We start from the raw sequence: 15,680 nt of genomic DNA on the forward strand, positions 1-15,680 counted from the left end.
GAAGTGACTCTTTTAAATTAATTTGCAGGTAACGGTGGTGGTGTATCTGTTACATCAATCACAGGATTTTCAGCAACATATACTTTTGGTGGACTAGGTTCTTTACCTTCCATAATCTCAAGCACTTGCTCACGATTAATTGTTTCCCACTCCATCAACGCATTTACCATTACATGTGCTTTATCCTTGTTTTGCTCAAGAATATCCCATGCAACTTTATATTGTTCATCTAAGATACGACGTACTTCAGCATCAATTTGCTGTTGTGTTGCTTCGGAAATGGTACGGCTTGTAATGTTACCCATCATTGATTGTTGGCTATCATCTTCGTAAACCATCACCCCCATCTTATCAGACATACCATATTTGGTAACCATCGAACGTGCCATTTTCGTTGCACGTTCAAAGTCATTTGATGCACCCGTTGACTGCTGATTAATAAAGATCTCTTCTGCAATACGACCACCAAACAAAATCGAAATTTCATTTAACATTTTGTTTTTGTAGTGGCTGATTTGATCTTGTTCAGGCAACTGCCAAGTGACACCTAAAGCCCAACCACGTGGCATAATTGTTACTTTATGAACAGGGTCTGTACCCGGAAGCATTTCGGCAACAATTGCATGACCAGATTCATGATAAGCCGTAGCACGACGCTCTTCATCACGAATAATCATCGATTTACGTTCAGGTCCCATATACAACTTGTCTTTTGCATCTTCAAAGTCATGCATATCCACTGTGTTCTTGTTGCGACGTGCAGCAAATAACGCAGCTTCGTTAATTAAGTTTGCAAGTTGTGCACCAGAGAAGCCTGGTGTACCACGCGCAAGCACAGGCACTTCCACACCCGTTACAGAAGGTAACTTCTTAAGATGTACATTTAAAATTTGCTCACGACCTTTGATATCAGGCAAACCAACCATCACTTGACGGTCAAAACGCCCCGGACGAAGTAATGCTTTATCAAGTACGTCCGCACGGTTAGTTGCAGCAATAACAATAATACCTTCATTGCCTTCAAAACCGTCCATCTCAACGAGCATTTGGTTGAGTGTTTGCTCACGCTCATCATGACCACCACCTGTACCTGAACCACGGTGACGACCCACTGCATCAATCTCATCAATAAAGATAATACATGGCGCATGACGTTTTGCTTGTTCAAACATATCACGTACACGAGAAGCACCAACACCCACAAACATTTCAACAAAATCTGAACCTGAAATGCTAAAGAAAGGTACTTTAGCTTCGCCAGCAATGGCTTTAGCAAGTAATGTTTTACCTGTTCCCGGTGGTCCAACCATCAGTACACCTTTTGGAATAGATGCACCTAAGCGTTTAAATTTTGCTGGATCTTTTAAAAAGTCTACAATTTCAACTACTTCTTGTTTTGCTTCGTCACAGCCAGCAACATCACCAAAATTTACTTTAATTTGGTCTTCTGCCAACATTTTTGCTTTTGACTTACCAAAACTCATTGGACCATTTTTACCACCAGCACCACCGCCCATGTTACGCATAAAGAACATGAACAAGCCGATAATTAAAATCACAGGGAAACTTGCAATGAGTAACTGCATCAAAACACCCTGACGCTGAGGTGCTGCACCCTCAACCACCACGCTGTTTTTAATTAAACTTGGCATGAGTTCAGGATCTTGTACCGCAGGGCGAATACTTTCGAAATCCGTACCATTCTTTTTTTCGCCAGTGATTTTTTCGCCATCAATGGTGACTTGTTTAATTTGACCGGCATTAACCGCAGAAACAAACTCTGAATAGTTCATTTGTGAGGTTTTGTCGTGACTTCCGAGGTTACTGAAAATTAAGATCAGCACTCCGAGTATCACAAGCCACAACACGGCATTTTTGAAGAGATCGCTCAAAGCTTTATTCCCATATCATCAATCTAGTTTTTTGCCTTACTGTTAAGACAGATTTTTAAATCCGAGTAAAACACTCAAGATAAACCTTGCCTAATTTTTCCCGACTTGGCAAGTCGTTACAAAGACTTTTTACGCCCTTGCCCTATCAGAAACACTTCTTTAGAACGTGCACGAGAGGCTGCAGGTTTCGCTGTTTTAAGTACGTCGAAAGTATCAACCACTTGTTTACGAAACTCGTCAAATCCTGTGCCTTGAAACACTTTAACAACAAACTGTCCTTTTTGATCAAGGACTTTTTGAGCAAAATCGAGCGCAAGTTCACATAAATAAATTTGACGTGGCTGATCAACAGACTTATTACCTGATGTATTGGGGGCCATATCTGAAATTACAATGTCTACCTTACGTCCATCTAAAATATTTAATAGTTTTTCAAATACTTCTTGCTCGCGAAAGTCACCTTGTAAAAAGGTTACATCAGGCAGTGCATCCATTTCTAAAATATCAGATGCCACAACAAGCCCTTTTGTACCTACAAGTTTTCCTGCAATTTGTGACCAACTTCCTGGTGCTGCACCAAGGTCAACCACTGTCATTCCAGGTTTAATCAGCTTATATTTTTCTTGAATTTCAAGAAGTTTATAGGCAGCACGTGCACGATAACCTTCTTTCTGCGCTTTTTTTACAAAAGGGTCATCAAGATGTTCTCTCATCCACGCACGACTACTTTTAGATAACTTTTGGTTGGTAATGCGTGTTGCCATAATCTTCAAAATTCATAAACATCAATATTGTATTGTACGAAAAAAACAAGGTTCTTGCAGTAAGCAACGACATGAGTTTTTCTGATTGTAATTATCGTTTTCGCAACAATAATAAAATCACTGACCTTTGCAATTTATCATACTTTTAACATGGGTCAGTTATATAATTGTTTATTTTATCAGCTTTTATGAGTTTTTTATACTTTATAAGGTACAATTTGATATACTGCAACGCTTTTTAAAATAGGTTGACTCATGGCAAATTTATCCATTCAAGAACGCAAACGTTTACGCCAAATTGGGCATGCGCTAAATCCTGTTGTGATGCTTGGTACGCACGGTGTAAGCGAAAGCGTTGTTGAAGAAACATTACGTGCGCTTAATGACCACGAACTTATTAAAGTTAAAATTGCAGGCGAAGACCGTGAAGCACGCGTGCAGGCAATGGACGAACTTGCACAAAAAACAGGTGCTGAAGTCGTTCAAAAAATTGGTAAAATTGCACTGCTTTATAAAAAAGCACCGCAACAAAATGCCAAACTTTCTAATCTTGTTCGTCACGCACACGTTTCTAACTAAGCTATGGCAAGTTATGAGCTTCAGGCATTTTCGCGTTTTAGCGATGTAAGCATTGTAGGTGCTTTAGAATCGCAAGGCACAACGCTTAACGTTGGATTTTGGCTACGCGATCCACTTCAACTTATTGAATGGCAAACGCCTTGTGAGACTGTTCGACAAGATTTTCTTTGGGAAAATACGTGTTTTGAACTTTTTATTGGCGTTAAAAATGAAGATTTTTACCGTGAAGTGAACCTATCACCTTCTCAAGCATGGCAATGCTATCAATTTGAAGAATATCGTTATCCTGAAACCATGCCACCTGAGCATGCAAATGATATTGACCTTGTGGGTTTAAAACGCACGCATTACGGTATCAATGCCACAATAGATTTAGCGTTATTTATGGCAACACATCAACTAAAATGGGATGATCTTTTTTTAGGAATGTATGTTGTGCTCAAGACAACTCAAGGCAAACAATATTTTGCAATGCAACATAGTAGCCCTGAAGCAGATTTTCATAACAAACGAGATTGGTTACATACATTTTAAAAGTGGGCATTGTGCCCACTTTTTTATTTTTTATCGTCTTTTACTTTATGCCATGCTTCTTTGGCATTTTCTTTAGTGCGCTCTAACGCTTCTGATACATGTTCTTTATGTTTAGAAACATCTTCCTTAATTTCTTTAGAAAATTTAGATACTTCATTAAGTAAAGAATTAAATTCAATTTTTGCAACTTCTTTTAATTCAACCAAATCATCTTGAGATAATGTAAATTTATCTCGAAACTCATCAAAACGCGTTAGAAAATCAGCTTTAAATTCTTGCATTTGTGCTTGGAATGAGGCGTTGGCACCTTTTGCGTCAGATTCAGCTTTTTCTTTAATGTCTTGGATTTTTTCACTTGCCTCTTCTTTTACAGCCTCCACCTTGGGCTCAACTGTTTCTTTAGCATCCTCTATTTTGGACTCAACGGTATCTTTTACATTTTGAGCTTGTTCTTTAACTGCATCCACTTTAGGTTCAACTGTTTCTTTTGCTTCAACTTTAATTTCTGCAGTCTTATCGTGAGTTTGTGTTTTTACATCTTTTAGTTGGTTTTCAATTGACATAATAACCTCTATTTCTATGTTTTGTTTATAAGATTTAACATAGCAGAGCACTTAATTTTACGCTATTAATCTTAATATTTTTTTACAGAAATTAAAAACTTATCTTTAATTTTAATTTCTAGACATTCATGATTACTGTGCGTACAATACGTTTTTAAGTTACAAGCAAGCCACCTTAAAAAGTCTGTTTTCTACACACTTTTCGCTTTGTCTTGCCCTTTTACAGCTTAAAAAATTAGGAGCTTTGTGTTGAGCACCACTGCCATTTTAGCCCTTGCCGACGGTACTGTTTTTAAAGGAACATCCATTGGCGCAACAGGGTCAACGACTGGAGAAGTCGTTTTCAATACTGCCATGACTGGCTATCAAGAAATTTTAACCGACCCAAGTTATGCACAACAAATTGTGACATTAACTTATCCGCATATTGGAAATACAGGGTGTAACGAAGAAGACGTTGAGTCTGGTCGTATTCACAAAGTATGGGCAAACGGTTTAATTATTCGCGATCTTCCGCTTTTACACAGTAATTTTCGTGCAGAACAATCACTTAGTGATTATCTAAAAGCACAAAACGTTGTGGCAATTGCAGATATTGATACTCGAAAGCTCACACGAATCCTCCGACAAAAAGGTGCTCAAAACGGTTGTATTCTTGCAGGTGAAAATATAACCGAAGAACAAGCAATTGCAAAAGCACGTGAATTTGGCGGTTTAAATGGTTTAGATCTTGCAAAAGAATGTTGTGATCCAAAAGGTTTTGAATGGACGGAAGGCTCATGGCAACTTGGACACGGATTTAACACACCCGAAACAAAATTTCATGTTGTTGCATATGACTATGGCGTAAAAACAAATATTTTACGCATGTTGGTAGACCGTGGCTGTAAATTAACTGTTGTTCCTGCTCAAACTTCAGCAAAAGACGTTCTCGCACTTAATCCAGATGGTGTTTTCTTATCAAATGGTCCTGGTGATCCAGCAGCATGTGATTATGCCATTGAAGCTGTAAAAACAATTGTAAATACCACTGATATTCCTGTATTTGGTATTTGCTTAGGGCATCAAATTTTAGCACTCGCATCTGGGGCTAAAACTATCAAAATGAATCATGGACATCACGGTGCAAACCATCCTGTTCAAGATTTAGAAACTAAAAAAGTGATGATTACTTCTCAAAACCATGGTTTTGCGGTTGATGAAAACACATTACCTGAAAATTTAAAAGCAACTCACAAATCGTTGTTTGATCAAACATTGCAAGGAATCCATCGTACGGATAAACCTGCATTTAGTTTCCAAGGTCACCCTGAGGCAAGCCCAGGACCACACGACTGTGCCCCACTTTTCGATCATTTTATCGAACTTATTGAAGCATCTAAGTAAGGACTCAGACCATGGCTAAACGTACGGATATCAAAAGTATTTTAATTATTGGTGCAGGACCAATTGTAATTGGTCAGGCGTGTGAGTTTGACTATTCAGGTGCGCAGGCATGTAAAGCATTACGTGAAGAAGGTTACCGCGTTATTTTGGTAAACTCTAACCCTGCAACCATCATGACTGATCCTTCAATGGCAGATGCAACCTATATTGAGCCAATTACATGGCAAACGGTTGCACGTATTATTGAAAAAGAACGTCCTGATGCTGTACTACCGACAATGGGTGGGCAAACAGCACTTAACTGTGCACTTGCATTAGATGCTAACGGCGTCTTAGAAAAATATAATGTAGAACTCATTGGTGCATCAAAAGAAGCGATTGAAAAAGCAGAAGATCGTAAACTTTTTGATGAGGCAATGAAAAAAATTGGTCTTGAATGTCCGCGTGCTGCTGTTGCAGAAACAATGGAAGAAGCACTTAACATTCAAGCAGGTTTTGGTTTTCCTGTCATTATTCGTCCATCTTTTACAATGGGTGGTTCTGGCGGTGGTATTGCGTATAACCGTGAAGAATTTTTAGAAATTTGTGAACGTGGTTTTGAACTTTCACCAACCCATCAGCTTTTAATTGATGAGTCATTGATTGGTTGGAAAGAATACGAAATGGAAGTGGTTCGTGATAAAAACGACAACTGCATTATCGTATGTTCTATTGAAAACTTTGACCCAATGGGCGTCCACACAGGTGACTCTATTACTGTTGCCCCTGCACAAACTCTCACAGACAAAGAATACCAACTTATGCGTAATGCATCGGTTGCAGTATTGCGTGAGATTGGTGTAGAAACAGGGGGTTCTAACGTTCAGTTTGGTATCAATCCAAAAGATGGACGTATGGTCATTATTGAAATGAACCCACGTGTATCACGTTCATCTGCTTTGGCATCTAAAGCAACAGGTTTTCCAATTGCTAAAATTGCGGCAAAACTTGCTGTAGGTTATACCCTAGATGAGCTTAAAAACGATATTACAGGTGGTATTACCCCTGCTTCATTTGAACCTGCAATTGACTATGTGGTAACAAAAATTCCTCGCTTTAACTTCGAGAAATTTCCACAAGCAGAACCTGTACTCACTACACAGATGAAATCTGTGGGTGAAGTAATGGCAATTGGTCGTAACTTCCAAGAATCTATGCATAAAGCATTACGTGGCTTAGAAGTGGGTGCATGCGGTTTTGATGAAAAAATTGATGCAGATACACCAAATGCTAAAGAGAAAATTTTAGTTGAGCTTAAAGTACCAGGACCTGAGCGTATTTGGTATGTCGCAGATGCATTCCGTCATGGCTTTAGCTTAGATGAAGTATTTGAAGCGACTAAAATTGACCGTTGGTTCCTTATTCAAATTCAAGACATCATCAACACAGAATCACAAGTCAAAACACTTGGTTTTGGTGATTTAACGGCAGAAAATATCCGTACATTTAAACGTAAAGGATTATCTGATTTACGTATTGCCAACTTGATGGGAATTTCACAAAAACAATTCCGTAAACAACGTTGGAACTTAGGCGTTTATCCTGTTTACAAACGTGTAGATACCTGTGCGGCTGAGTTTGAATCAGGTACGGCTTACATGTACTCAACGTACGATGAGGAATGTGAAGCAAATCCATCAGACCGTAATAAAATTATGGTGATTGGTGGTGGTCCAAACCGTATTGGTCAGGGTATTGAGTTTGATTACTGCTGTGTTCATGCTGCACTTGCAATGCGTGAAGATGGTTATGAAACCATTATGGTCAACTGTAACCCCGAAACCGTATCAACCGATTATGACACATCAGATCGTTTGTACTTTGAACCTGTAACGCTTGAAGATGTACTTGAAATTGTACGTACAGAAAAGCCAAAAGGTGTAATTGTACAATACGGTGGTCAAACACCACTTAAATTGGCACGTGCTTTAGAAGAAGCAGGTACACCAATTATTGGTACATCACCAGATGCAATTGACCGTGCAGAAGACCGTGAACGTTTTCAACAAATGATTCAGCGTCTACAACTGCGTCAGCCTAATAACAGCATTGTTAAATCGGCAGAAGAAGGTATTGCTGAGGCATCTAAAGTTGGCTATCCACTTGTTGTACGCCCATCTTACGTACTCGGTGGTCGTGCAATGGAAATTGTATATAACGAAGATGAGCTTAAACGCTACCTCCGTGAAGCTGTACAAGCCTCTAACGAAGCCCCTGTTCTACTTGACCATTTCTTAAACTCAGCGATTGAAGTTGACGTAGATTGTGTCTCTGATGGTAAAGATGTGGTCATTGGCGGGATTATGCAACACATTGAAGAAGCAGGTATTCACTCAGGTGATTCAGCTTGTTCAATCCCACCTTACTCATTATCACAAGATGTACAAGATGAAATGCGTCGCCAAACGGTTGCAATGGCAAAAGAACTTGGTGTAATTGGTTTAATGAACGTACAGTTTGCTGTAAAAGGCAATGATGTGTACATTCTTGAAGTTAACCCACGTGCATCACGTACTGTACCATTTGTATCAAAATGTATTGGCGAATCTTTAGCAAAAGTGGCTGCACGTTGTATGGCAGGTATTTCTTTAGTTGAGCAAGGCTTCACCAAAGAGATTATTCCAAAGCATTTTTCTGTAAAAGAAGCGGTATTCCCGTTTGCTAAATTCCAAGGTGTAGACCCAATGCTTGGACCTGAGATGAAATCTACAGGTGAAGTGATGGGGGTTGGTCAAACATTTGGCGAAGCATTTTATAAAGCTGTTTTAGGCTCTAACGAACGCTTACCAGGTCTACCAACCGATGGTGAAATCAAACGTGCGTTCTTATCTGTACGTGACTCTGACAAACAAGATGTTGTCAAAGTTGCCAAACAGCTTGCAAATTACGGCTTTAAACTTGTTGCAACAGGTGGTACGCATCAAGTAATTACTAATGCAGGATTAGACTGCCAGCGTATTAATAAAGTGACAGAAGGTCGTCCGCATATCGTAGATAGCTTGAAAAATGGTGAAATACACCTTATTGTCAATACAACTGAAGGCAAACAAGCGCAATACGACTCTGCTGCAATCCGTCGTGCTGCTTTACAAGGTAAAGTTTATTACACGACAACAATCAGCGGTGCTGAGGCAGTTTGCCAAGCATTTGCTGTTCAATTGCCAATGGATGTATATCGCTTGCAAGATTTAAACGCAACTAGCTAATCCGTTTTACTGAAAGGTCCCGTCACCTTCTCGGTGGCGGGATTTTTTATTTTTATATCCCAATTTTGGAGGACAACATGCAACGTTATCCTATGACACCTGAAGGCAAAGAAGCCTTAGAGAAAGAACTACAACATTTAAAAACTGTTGATCGACCACGTATTATTCAAGCCATTGCCGAAGCACGCGAGCATGGCGATCTAAAAGAAAATGCAGAATACCATGCAGCTCGTGAGCAACAAGGTTTCTGTGAAGGTCGTATCCAAGATATTGAGGGTAAACTTGGTGCTTCTCAAGTTATTGATGTAACAACACTTGAAAAAAACGGTCGTGTGGTGTTTGGTGTTACTGTAACAATTGAAAACTTAGATACAGAAGAGCAAAAAACCTACAAGATTGTGGGTGATGACGAAGCTGATTTTAAAGCAAATAAAATCTCAATTAACTCACCTATTGCGCGTGGTCTACTCGGTAAAAATGAAGGCGATGACGTTAAAATTACAACACCACAAGGTGAAGTAGAATACGAACTTATTAGCGTTAAATACCTATAATTTAAAGCCTCCTTATTAGGGGGCTTTTTTATGGCATCCATTGGTACTGTTTTAATTTTACACGCCAATCTATTACTTCCACACCTTCTACAATCAAACGTTGTTGCTGTTCTTCACGGTTAATGCCACCCTTTTCACCTAAAATACTAATTTTGCCTTGTGAGTTAATTACTCGATGCCATGGAAGATCACTTTTAGGGTCTAAATGCTTTAAAACATACCCCACTAAACGTGCATGTTTAGGTAATCCTGACATACGTGCAATTTGTCCATAAGTTGCGACCTTACCTTTTGGAACCAAGGCTACAGTTTCTAAAATTTGACAGTGTAACTCTTTCATTTCTCTTCCATAAAAAAAGCCACGAAAGTTCGTGGCTTTTATCTAAAAACGAGGAATTAACCTAATTTTTTAGATACGTAGTCAATCGCAGATTGAACAGTTGTTAATTCGTTAGAATCTTCATCTGGAATTGTGATGTCAAAATCGTTTTCGAAAGACATAACAAGCTCAACTAGATCTAAAGAATCAGCACCTAAGTCATCTGTGAAAGATGCTTCGTTTTTGATTTCTTCAGCATTCATGCCTAATTGTTCTGCAACTGCTTGTTTAACGCGTAGTTCGATATCGCTCACAGGAAAATCTCCTCATTGCTTGTGGCGTTTTAATTGCCGTTAGTTTAATTGAATATCAAAAAATTTGAAAGTTTATTGCTTGGCTTACGCCATATATAAGCCACCATTTACATGCAATACATTGCCTGTAATGTAACTAGATTTTTCACTCGCCAAAAAGCTCACCGCATTGGCAATATCTTGTGGCTCACCAAAACGACCTAAAGCCACTTGTTCGTTCATTTTTTTACAAATGTCTTCACTTAAATGTGCAGTCATTTCTGTTGAAATAAAACCAGGTGCAACACTGTTTACAGTAATCTGACGACTGCCCATCTCTTTTGCCAAACTACGACCAAACGCTTCCATACCTGCTTTTGCCGCAGAATAGTTTGCTTGACCTGGGTTTGCAAGATGTGCAACAACCGAGCTGATATTGATGATACGACCAAAACGGGCACGTGCCATACCTTTAAGTACACGCTTAGACAAACGATATACTGCTTTAAGATGAATATTTAAAATATCATCCCAATCATCTTCGCTCATACGTAGTAGTAAGCCATCACGCGTAATACCTGCGTTGTTTACCAATACCAATACTGCACCGTGTTCCTTTTCAATATGAGAAACAAGATTTTCAATTGCATCAGCATCACGTACATCTAATACAGCACCAGCACCATTTTCGGCAAACTGTGCTGTTAATTTCTCTGCCCCTGCTTCAGACGTTGCTGTACCGACAACAAAAAAACCGTCTTGAATAAGTTGTTGAGCGATGGCTGCGCCAATCCCTCGGCTTGCACCTGTTACTAGGGCAACTTTACGTTCTTGTGTCATGCAATTTTTCCTTCTGCCACTAAAATCGTATTTAATGCATCTTCCATACGACTTTGAGTATCTAATGCAAATGTTTTTTCAATATTAGGCAGACGTTTTGCCATATTGCTTAATACAGTACCAGGACCACACTCAGCAATATACGTCACACCGTGTTCTTGTAAATGTGCGATGGTTTTTGTCCACTGCACAGAACGATATAATTGTTCTGTTAAAGATTGACGAAGTTCTTCTACATTTGCTGCCGCTTTTGCGTTGACATTTTGTATTACAGGAATACAAGGTAGCTCAATGGCAGTTTGTTCCAACGCTTGTGCAAACTTTTCGGCAGCAGGTTTCATTAAAGAACAATGTGATGGTACAGAAACAGGCAGTGCAATCGCTTTTTTACCTTGCTCTTTTGCTTCTGCCATCACTGCATTTACAAGCTCAGCTGTACCTGCAATCACAACTTGACCTTTTGTATTATAATTTGCAGCTTCTACAGAACCTGTTGCAGACTCACTTACCTTTTGGCATAGTGCAACTACATCTTCATCAGCCAAACCTAAAATAGCTGCCATTGCACCAACACCTTGTGGTACAGCATTTTGCATGAGTTTGCCACGTAGATGTACCAACTTAACGGCATCGCCTAGGCTCATTGCCTCACCTGCAACCAATGCACTGTACTCACCTAATGAGTGACCTGCTAAGAATTTTGGCGCAACTCCACCCAAAGATAACCATACACGCCATAGCGCAATACTTGCAGTTAATAAAACAGGTTGAGTATTTTCGGTTTGGTTTAAGCCTTCACCTGTTTGGGCAATTTGCCATAAATCAAAGCCAACAGCTTCAGATGCCTCATTAAAGGTATCGCGCACTTCACTAAACTGTTCTGCAATTTCAGCGAGCATGCCAACTTTTTGAGACCCTTGACCAGGAAAAACAAACGCTGTTTTTTCTGCTTGAGCCAGCTGCTCGAGTCGTTTAACAGACATATTAAGAATCCTTTTTCGTCTTCTGTAGAAGTTCGGTGAAGCAATTTATCATTATTTTTTATTTTTTTTAATTGCCAAATACACCAATAAAAAAGGGAGCTTTCGCTCCCAATTTTCATTAAGTCAGGCTTAATGACTGCAATTATTCAGCAGATGCTTTAGCGAATAATTGACGACCACGGTAAAAACCGTCTTTAGTTACGTGGTGACGACGATGTGTTTCACCAGTAGCTTGGTCTACAGTTAATGCATTCTCAGTCAAAGCATCATGCGAACGACGCATGTCACGACGAGAGCGACTTTTACGGTTTTGTTGAACTGCCATGATGGCTCCTTACAAAAATCGAAAAATGGATCAGAACAAAAAAGTTGTCTTAACCCATAAGTATAACATAGTTTATGAGTTAAGTTTACCTTTCAGACTTGCTAATACATCAAACGGATTATCCCGTTTTTCTTCAGCAACATCCTGTTCGGTAGGTTGATGCTTATGCTGACAGACGTCATGTCTAGGAGACAAAGGCACCAACAATAACAATTCATCTTCAATAAGTGCTAACAGGTCAACAACAGCATTATGATCAATAGACCCTTTTGTTGATGACTCATTTTCACCCAATACGATGAAATCAGCATCCTCATCCAAGCGCTCTATCAGTGACTCATTTTCAACTAATGCAAGATGCATCTTTAAGTCAAGCGGAATGTGAACGGTGTCTAAACAACGCTGACACTCCATAGGTGCTTGGGCACTTACTTCTGCATCAAACCACACTAGACGAAGATATGCGTCCATTGATAGCTTACAATTTATTTGAACCCGTTGATCTTCAACAGACCCAACGGCTTCACGGGTAATCCGAGCAAAGCGAGACAAAGGCAGTGTACCTGACCATGTAAAGCCTTGTTCAGCCCATTTAAACGGCTCAATTTGTGCCGGAAAGGTATTTGCTGACATAATTTAGGCGGCAATTCTACAAATTCATCTGAACTCTGTCAAAGTTTAAGATACAATTTTGCACTTTAAAACAGAACGACTGGGTTAAATAAGTGATGGATGTATTGCAATCCCCTGCTCAAGACAACCCGTATTCTACTTGCACCTTAAGTTTACAGCTTTTACCTTGGCAAGATTTGCAAACCGAAGAAGCACAAGTAGATTGGCTTATCTTACACTTTAATACATGGTTTTCCCACCATAATGTGATACTTGTGCGCGGAGATTTTGAACCCGAATATTTTCCTGCCACATCAGATGAGCCTGCTAAAATTCAATTTGCACATGGTTTTTTTAACAGTGCCTTACATGAAATTAGCCATTGGACAATTGCAGGACAAGCACGGCGTCAACTGCCCGATTTAGGTTATTGGTATGCCCCCGATGGTCGTACCCAAGAACAACAAGCACTTTTTGAACAAGTTGAAATTAAACCTCAAGCTATAGAGTGGTTATTTGCTACCGCTTTTGGGCGTAAATTTCGTGTGTCCTTAGATAACCTAACAGGCGAAGGCGGAAACGGTGAAACCTTTAAAAAAAATGTATATGCGCAAGTAAAGCGGTATATTAACCAAGAAGACCGTCTCCCGCGTGATGCCGAACGATTTATCGAATGTATTTGCGCTTGTACACGTCAAGGTCAACCTTTACAACTCAGTGAATTTAAATAAAGAGAACAACAATGCTACATTTAAGAATACATCCCGAAAACCCACAGCCACGTCTGATTCAACAAGCAGTCGAAGCTATTCGTAACGGTGCCGTTGTAGTTTACCCAACCGATGCAGCCTATGCCATTGGTTGCCAAATTGGAAACAAAAGTGCGATGGAGCGTATTGCACAAATTCGTCAACTGGATGATAAACATCAATACACAATCATGTGTTCTGATTTATCGCATTTAGCCAATTTTTCAAAGGTTGATAACAGTACTTACCGCTTACTCAAAGCCCATACACCATCAGAAACCACCTTTATTTTGCCTGCAACAAGCGAAGTACCACGTCGCTTAATGCATCCTAAAAAGAAAACGATTGGTATTCGGATTCCAACCAATCCAATTTGCCGTATGTTACTTGAAGAACTTGATGAGCCATTACTCACAAGTACACTGATTATGCCTAAACAAGATGCGCCGTTAGATGACCCATACGATATAGAAGTACAACTGGGTAAACGCATTGATGTGTTTATAGATGGCGGTTTTGGCACGCTCAATACAACAAGTATTGTGGACTTATCAGGAGACTCTCCCCAAGTCATTCGCCATGGTTTAGGCGATGTCAGTACATTTGAATAAAACCCTAAAAAGCTGATGACATCATCAGCTTTTCTTAAATTAAAGTTTATTTACTCACCTAAATACGCTACAATCTCGCCGCCCCATTCATGCTTTTGAAAATTCGCGTGGTCTAATGAACGTACAATCAACGCCCATCCGCATTATGGATGAATGGCAAGATGTTCCCGAAGATTTATACATCCCTCCTGCTGCGTTTGAAATTTTACTCGATCATTTCGAGGGACCACTCGACTTCTTAATTTATCTCATTCAAAAGAATGGCTTCGATTTACTTCAACTTGATATTGCACCCATCGCAACGCAATATTTAAGTTATATGCAAACGATGAAGTCTTTAAATATTGAATTAACAGCCGACTATATGGTGATGGCTGCTTTGTTGGCAGATTTAAAATCTCGTTTACTTTTACCTAAACCCACTAAAATTAATTTAGAACAAGACCCAAAACAGCAACTCATTGACCGTTTAGAAACCTACTTACGCATTAAAAAAGCCGCAGAACATTTAGATGGACGTGATGTCCTTGAACGAAATACCTTTAGTACGCATGTAAGTATTAATAAACAAACGCCACAAGGTTTTAGTGCCAATTTATTAGCTGATGCCATGGCATGTGTTTTTAACCGTCCTGAGCCGATTATTCATCAAGTACAATCTGATGCGGTATATTTAGAAGAACGTTTACAACATATACAAAAGCTCACGCAGTCAGGGCATATTTTAAATTTTGAGCAATTACTGACCCCCACCCAAGGTAAAATGGGCATGGTCGTTACGTTTATTGCAGTGCTTGAGCTGACCCGTCAGCAAAAAATTAATATTGTTTCTACAGGAGTAGATACTCCTCTTGCTATTCGTGGGGTACAATAATGTCCGCTCACATTCTGTTGCAATTAGAAGCCATTATTTTTGCAAGCGATACGCCTGTTTCTATTGCACGTCTGAAAGAGGCTTTTCAGAACCAATACGATAAAACACAATTGCGTCAGTTTGTAGATCAATTGACCCAACTGCAAGCGGGTCGCTCAATTGAACTAGTTGAAACCGCACAGGGCTTTCGCTTTCAAGTCCGTGCACAATACCAACATATCATTGCACAAACATGGGCTGAACGACCAAAAAAGTTGTCTCCCTCTTTACTTGAGATCGTGGCAACCATTGCCTACCATCAACCCATTACCCGTGCAGATATTGAACAAATCCGTGGAGTAACCAACAATCCACAAGTGTTACGCACACTTTTTGATTGGGGCTGGATCAAAGAATCTGGCTTTCGTGAAATTCCCGGACGCCCGGCGTTACTTGTTACAACGCCACAATTTTTAAATGCTTTTGGTTTAACATCGTTAAATCAATTGCCTCCCCTACAGGATGCCAAGGAAGCTTTCATGACACTTGATGCCCAAGCAGCAAAGTCGTGAAGAGGT

At 39.7% G+C, this 15,680-nt stretch carries 17 protein-coding genes and 1 pseudogene; 9 read left to right on the forward strand and 9 right to left on the reverse strand.

Annotated elements, in window-relative coordinates; translation table 11 throughout:
• Nucleotides 1-17 precede the first annotated feature (17 nt).
• Together ftsH and rlmE are read right to left on the reverse strand one after the other, a co-directional pair.
• Nucleotides 18-1,892: an ATP-dependent zinc metalloprotease FtsH gene (gene ftsH, locus PCI70_RS04950; RefSeq protein WP_269914237.1), complete on the reverse strand. Its 1,875-nt coding sequence runs from the start codon at nucleotides 1,890-1,892 to the stop codon at nucleotides 18-20.
• Nucleotides 1,893-2,008: 116 nt separating this feature from the next.
• Nucleotides 2,009-2,656 (reverse strand): 23S rRNA (uridine(2552)-2'-O)-methyltransferase RlmE, encoded by a 648-nt coding sequence (gene rlmE, locus PCI70_RS04955; RefSeq protein ID WP_269914238.1) that lies wholly within the window; start codon nucleotides 2,654-2,656, stop codon nucleotides 2,009-2,011.
• A 255-nt stretch (nucleotides 2,657-2,911) separates the two neighbouring features.
• Here rlmE and PCI70_RS04960 point away from each other — a divergent pair, with 255 nt between their 5' ends.
• Both PCI70_RS04960 and PCI70_RS04965 read left to right on the forward strand, forming a co-directional pair.
• On the forward strand, nucleotides 2,912-3,235 hold the full coding sequence (locus tag PCI70_RS04960) for a YhbY family RNA-binding protein (protein WP_269914239.1): 324 nt from the start codon (nucleotides 2,912-2,914) through the stop codon (nucleotides 3,233-3,235).
• A 3-nt stretch (nucleotides 3,236-3,238) separates the two neighbouring features.
• Nucleotides 3,239-3,769 carry a DOMON-like domain-containing protein gene (locus PCI70_RS04965; protein WP_269914240.1) on the forward strand — a complete coding sequence of 177 codons (531 nt, stop codon included), beginning with the start codon at nucleotides 3,239-3,241 and terminating at the stop codon, nucleotides 3,767-3,769.
• 23 nt (nucleotides 3,770-3,792) lie between these two features.
• Here the strand turns inward: PCI70_RS04965 and PCI70_RS04970 are convergent, their stop codons facing one another.
• Nucleotides 3,793-4,332: a hypothetical protein gene (locus PCI70_RS04970; protein ID WP_269914241.1), complete on the reverse strand. Its 540-nt coding sequence runs from the start codon at nucleotides 4,330-4,332 to the stop codon at nucleotides 3,793-3,795.
• Between the two features lie 249 nt (nucleotides 4,333-4,581).
• Here PCI70_RS04970 and carA point away from each other — a divergent pair, with 249 nt between their 5' ends.
• The 3 genes from carA to greA all read left to right on the forward strand — a co-directional run bounded on the left by carA (nucleotide 4,582) and on the right by greA (nucleotide 9,517).
• The gene (carA, locus tag PCI70_RS04975; RefSeq protein ID WP_269914302.1) at nucleotides 4,582-5,718 is read left to right on the forward strand and encodes a glutamine-hydrolyzing carbamoyl-phosphate synthase small subunit; all 1,137 of its coding nucleotides are present in this window, start codon (nucleotides 4,582-4,584) and stop codon (nucleotides 5,716-5,718) included.
• A gap of 11 nt (nucleotides 5,719-5,729) precedes the next feature.
• Complete coding sequence (gene carB / locus PCI70_RS04980; RefSeq protein WP_269914242.1) at nucleotides 5,730-8,963, forward strand: carbamoyl-phosphate synthase large subunit; 3,234 nt, start codon at nucleotides 5,730-5,732, stop codon at nucleotides 8,961-8,963.
• Between the two features lie 77 nt (nucleotides 8,964-9,040).
• Nucleotides 9,041-9,517: a transcription elongation factor GreA gene (gene greA, locus PCI70_RS04985; protein ID WP_269914243.1), complete on the forward strand. Its 477-nt coding sequence runs from the start codon at nucleotides 9,041-9,043 to the stop codon at nucleotides 9,515-9,517.
• 28 nt (nucleotides 9,518-9,545) lie between these two features.
• Here the strand turns inward: greA and PCI70_RS04990 are convergent, their stop codons facing one another.
• The 6 genes from PCI70_RS04990 to PCI70_RS05015 all read right to left on the reverse strand — a co-directional run bounded on the left by PCI70_RS04990 (nucleotide 9,546) and on the right by PCI70_RS05015 (nucleotide 12,910).
• On the reverse strand, nucleotides 9,546-9,857 hold the full coding sequence (locus PCI70_RS04990; RefSeq protein WP_269914244.1) for an MGMT family protein: 312 nt from the start codon (nucleotides 9,855-9,857) through the stop codon (nucleotides 9,546-9,548).
• Between the two features lie 56 nt (nucleotides 9,858-9,913).
• The gene (gene acpP / locus PCI70_RS04995; RefSeq protein WP_269914245.1) at nucleotides 9,914-10,150 is read right to left on the reverse strand and encodes an acyl carrier protein; all 237 of its coding nucleotides are present in this window, start codon (nucleotides 10,148-10,150) and stop codon (nucleotides 9,914-9,916) included.
• An 84-nt stretch (nucleotides 10,151-10,234) separates the two neighbouring features.
• Nucleotides 10,235-10,969: a 3-oxoacyl-ACP reductase FabG gene (gene fabG, locus PCI70_RS05000; RefSeq protein ID WP_269914246.1), complete on the reverse strand. Its 735-nt coding sequence runs from the start codon at nucleotides 10,967-10,969 to the stop codon at nucleotides 10,235-10,237.
• On the reverse strand, nucleotides 10,966-11,952 hold the full coding sequence (fabD, locus tag PCI70_RS05005; protein ID WP_269914247.1) for an ACP S-malonyltransferase: 987 nt from the start codon (nucleotides 11,950-11,952) through the stop codon (nucleotides 10,966-10,968). Before fabD ends, fabG begins: the two co-directional genes overlap by 4 nt.
• Before the next feature lie 142 nt (nucleotides 11,953-12,094).
• Nucleotides 12,095-12,277 (reverse strand): 50S ribosomal protein L32, encoded by a 183-nt coding sequence (gene rpmF / locus PCI70_RS05010; protein WP_023273709.1) that lies wholly within the window; start codon nucleotides 12,275-12,277, stop codon nucleotides 12,095-12,097.
• Between the two features lie 72 nt (nucleotides 12,278-12,349).
• Entirely contained in the window at nucleotides 12,350-12,910 is a 561-nt protein-coding gene (locus tag PCI70_RS05015; protein WP_269914248.1) for a YceD family protein, read from the reverse strand.
• A gap of 152 nt (nucleotides 12,911-13,062) precedes the next feature.
• Here PCI70_RS05015 and PCI70_RS05020 point away from each other — a divergent pair.
• From PCI70_RS05020 to scpB, 4 genes and pseudogenes are all read left to right on the forward strand, one after another.
• Nucleotides 13,063-13,620, forward strand: a pseudogene (locus PCI70_RS05020) (elongation factor P hydroxylase); the annotation flags it as partial.
• Nucleotides 13,621-13,631: 11 nt separating this feature from the next.
• Nucleotides 13,632-14,249: an L-threonylcarbamoyladenylate synthase gene (locus PCI70_RS05025; protein ID WP_269914249.1), complete on the forward strand. Its 618-nt coding sequence runs from the start codon at nucleotides 13,632-13,634 to the stop codon at nucleotides 14,247-14,249.
• A gap of 115 nt (nucleotides 14,250-14,364) precedes the next feature.
• Entirely contained in the window at nucleotides 14,365-15,123 is a 759-nt protein-coding gene (locus PCI70_RS05030) for a segregation and condensation protein A (protein WP_269914250.1), read from the forward strand.
• The gene (gene scpB, locus PCI70_RS05035; RefSeq protein ID WP_269914251.1) at nucleotides 15,123-15,674 is read left to right on the forward strand and encodes an SMC-Scp complex subunit ScpB; all 552 of its coding nucleotides are present in this window, start codon (nucleotides 15,123-15,125) and stop codon (nucleotides 15,672-15,674) included. Before PCI70_RS05030 ends, scpB begins: the two co-directional genes overlap by 1 nt.
• The last annotated feature ends 6 nt before the right edge of the window (nucleotides 15,675-15,680 follow it).

The organism is Acinetobacter sp. HY1485 (genome assembly GCF_027568475.1).
Lineage (GTDB): Bacteria > Pseudomonadota > Gammaproteobacteria > Pseudomonadales > Moraxellaceae > Acinetobacter.

Bases quoted from the DNA above. Each gene is read 5' to 3' on its own strand.
- fabD (WP_269914247.1), bottom strand. From the start codon at position 11,952: ATGTCTGTTAAACGACTCGAGCAGCTGGCTCAAGCAGAAAAAACAGCG.
- PCI70_RS05025 (WP_269914249.1), top strand. From the start codon at position 13,632: ATGCTACATTTAAGAATACATCCCGAAAACCCACAGCCACGTCTGATT.
- PCI70_RS05015 (WP_269914248.1), bottom strand. From the start codon at position 12,910: ATGTCAGCAAATACCTTTCCGGCACAAATTGAGCCGTTTAAATGGGCT.
- PCI70_RS05030 (WP_269914250.1), top strand. From the start codon at position 14,365: ATGAACGTACAATCAACGCCCATCCGCATTATGGATGAATGGCAAGAT.
- PCI70_RS04990 (WP_269914244.1), bottom strand. From the start codon at position 9,857: ATGAAAGAGTTACACTGTCAAATTTTAGAAACTGTAGCCTTGGTTCCA.
- PCI70_RS04970 (WP_269914241.1), bottom strand. From the start codon at position 4,332: ATGTCAATTGAAAACCAACTAAAAGATGTAAAAACACAAACTCACGAT.
- greA (WP_269914243.1), top strand. From the start codon at position 9,041: ATGCAACGTTATCCTATGACACCTGAAGGCAAAGAAGCCTTAGAGAAA.
- scpB (WP_269914251.1), top strand. From the start codon at position 15,123: ATGTCCGCTCACATTCTGTTGCAATTAGAAGCCATTATTTTTGCAAGC.
- fabG (WP_269914246.1), bottom strand. From the start codon at position 10,969: ATGACACAAGAACGTAAAGTTGCCCTAGTAACAGGTGCAAGCCGAGGG.
- rpmF (WP_023273709.1), bottom strand. From the start codon at position 12,277: ATGGCAGTTCAACAAAACCGTAAAAGTCGCTCTCGTCGTGACATGCGT.
- rlmE (WP_269914238.1), bottom strand. From the start codon at position 2,656: ATGGCAACACGCATTACCAACCAAAAGTTATCTAAAAGTAGTCGTGCG.
- PCI70_RS04960 (WP_269914239.1), top strand. From the start codon at position 2,912: ATGGCAAATTTATCCATTCAAGAACGCAAACGTTTACGCCAAATTGGG.
- PCI70_RS04965 (WP_269914240.1), top strand. From the start codon at position 3,239: ATGGCAAGTTATGAGCTTCAGGCATTTTCGCGTTTTAGCGATGTAAGC.
- carB (WP_269914242.1), top strand. From the start codon at position 5,730: ATGGCTAAACGTACGGATATCAAAAGTATTTTAATTATTGGTGCAGGA.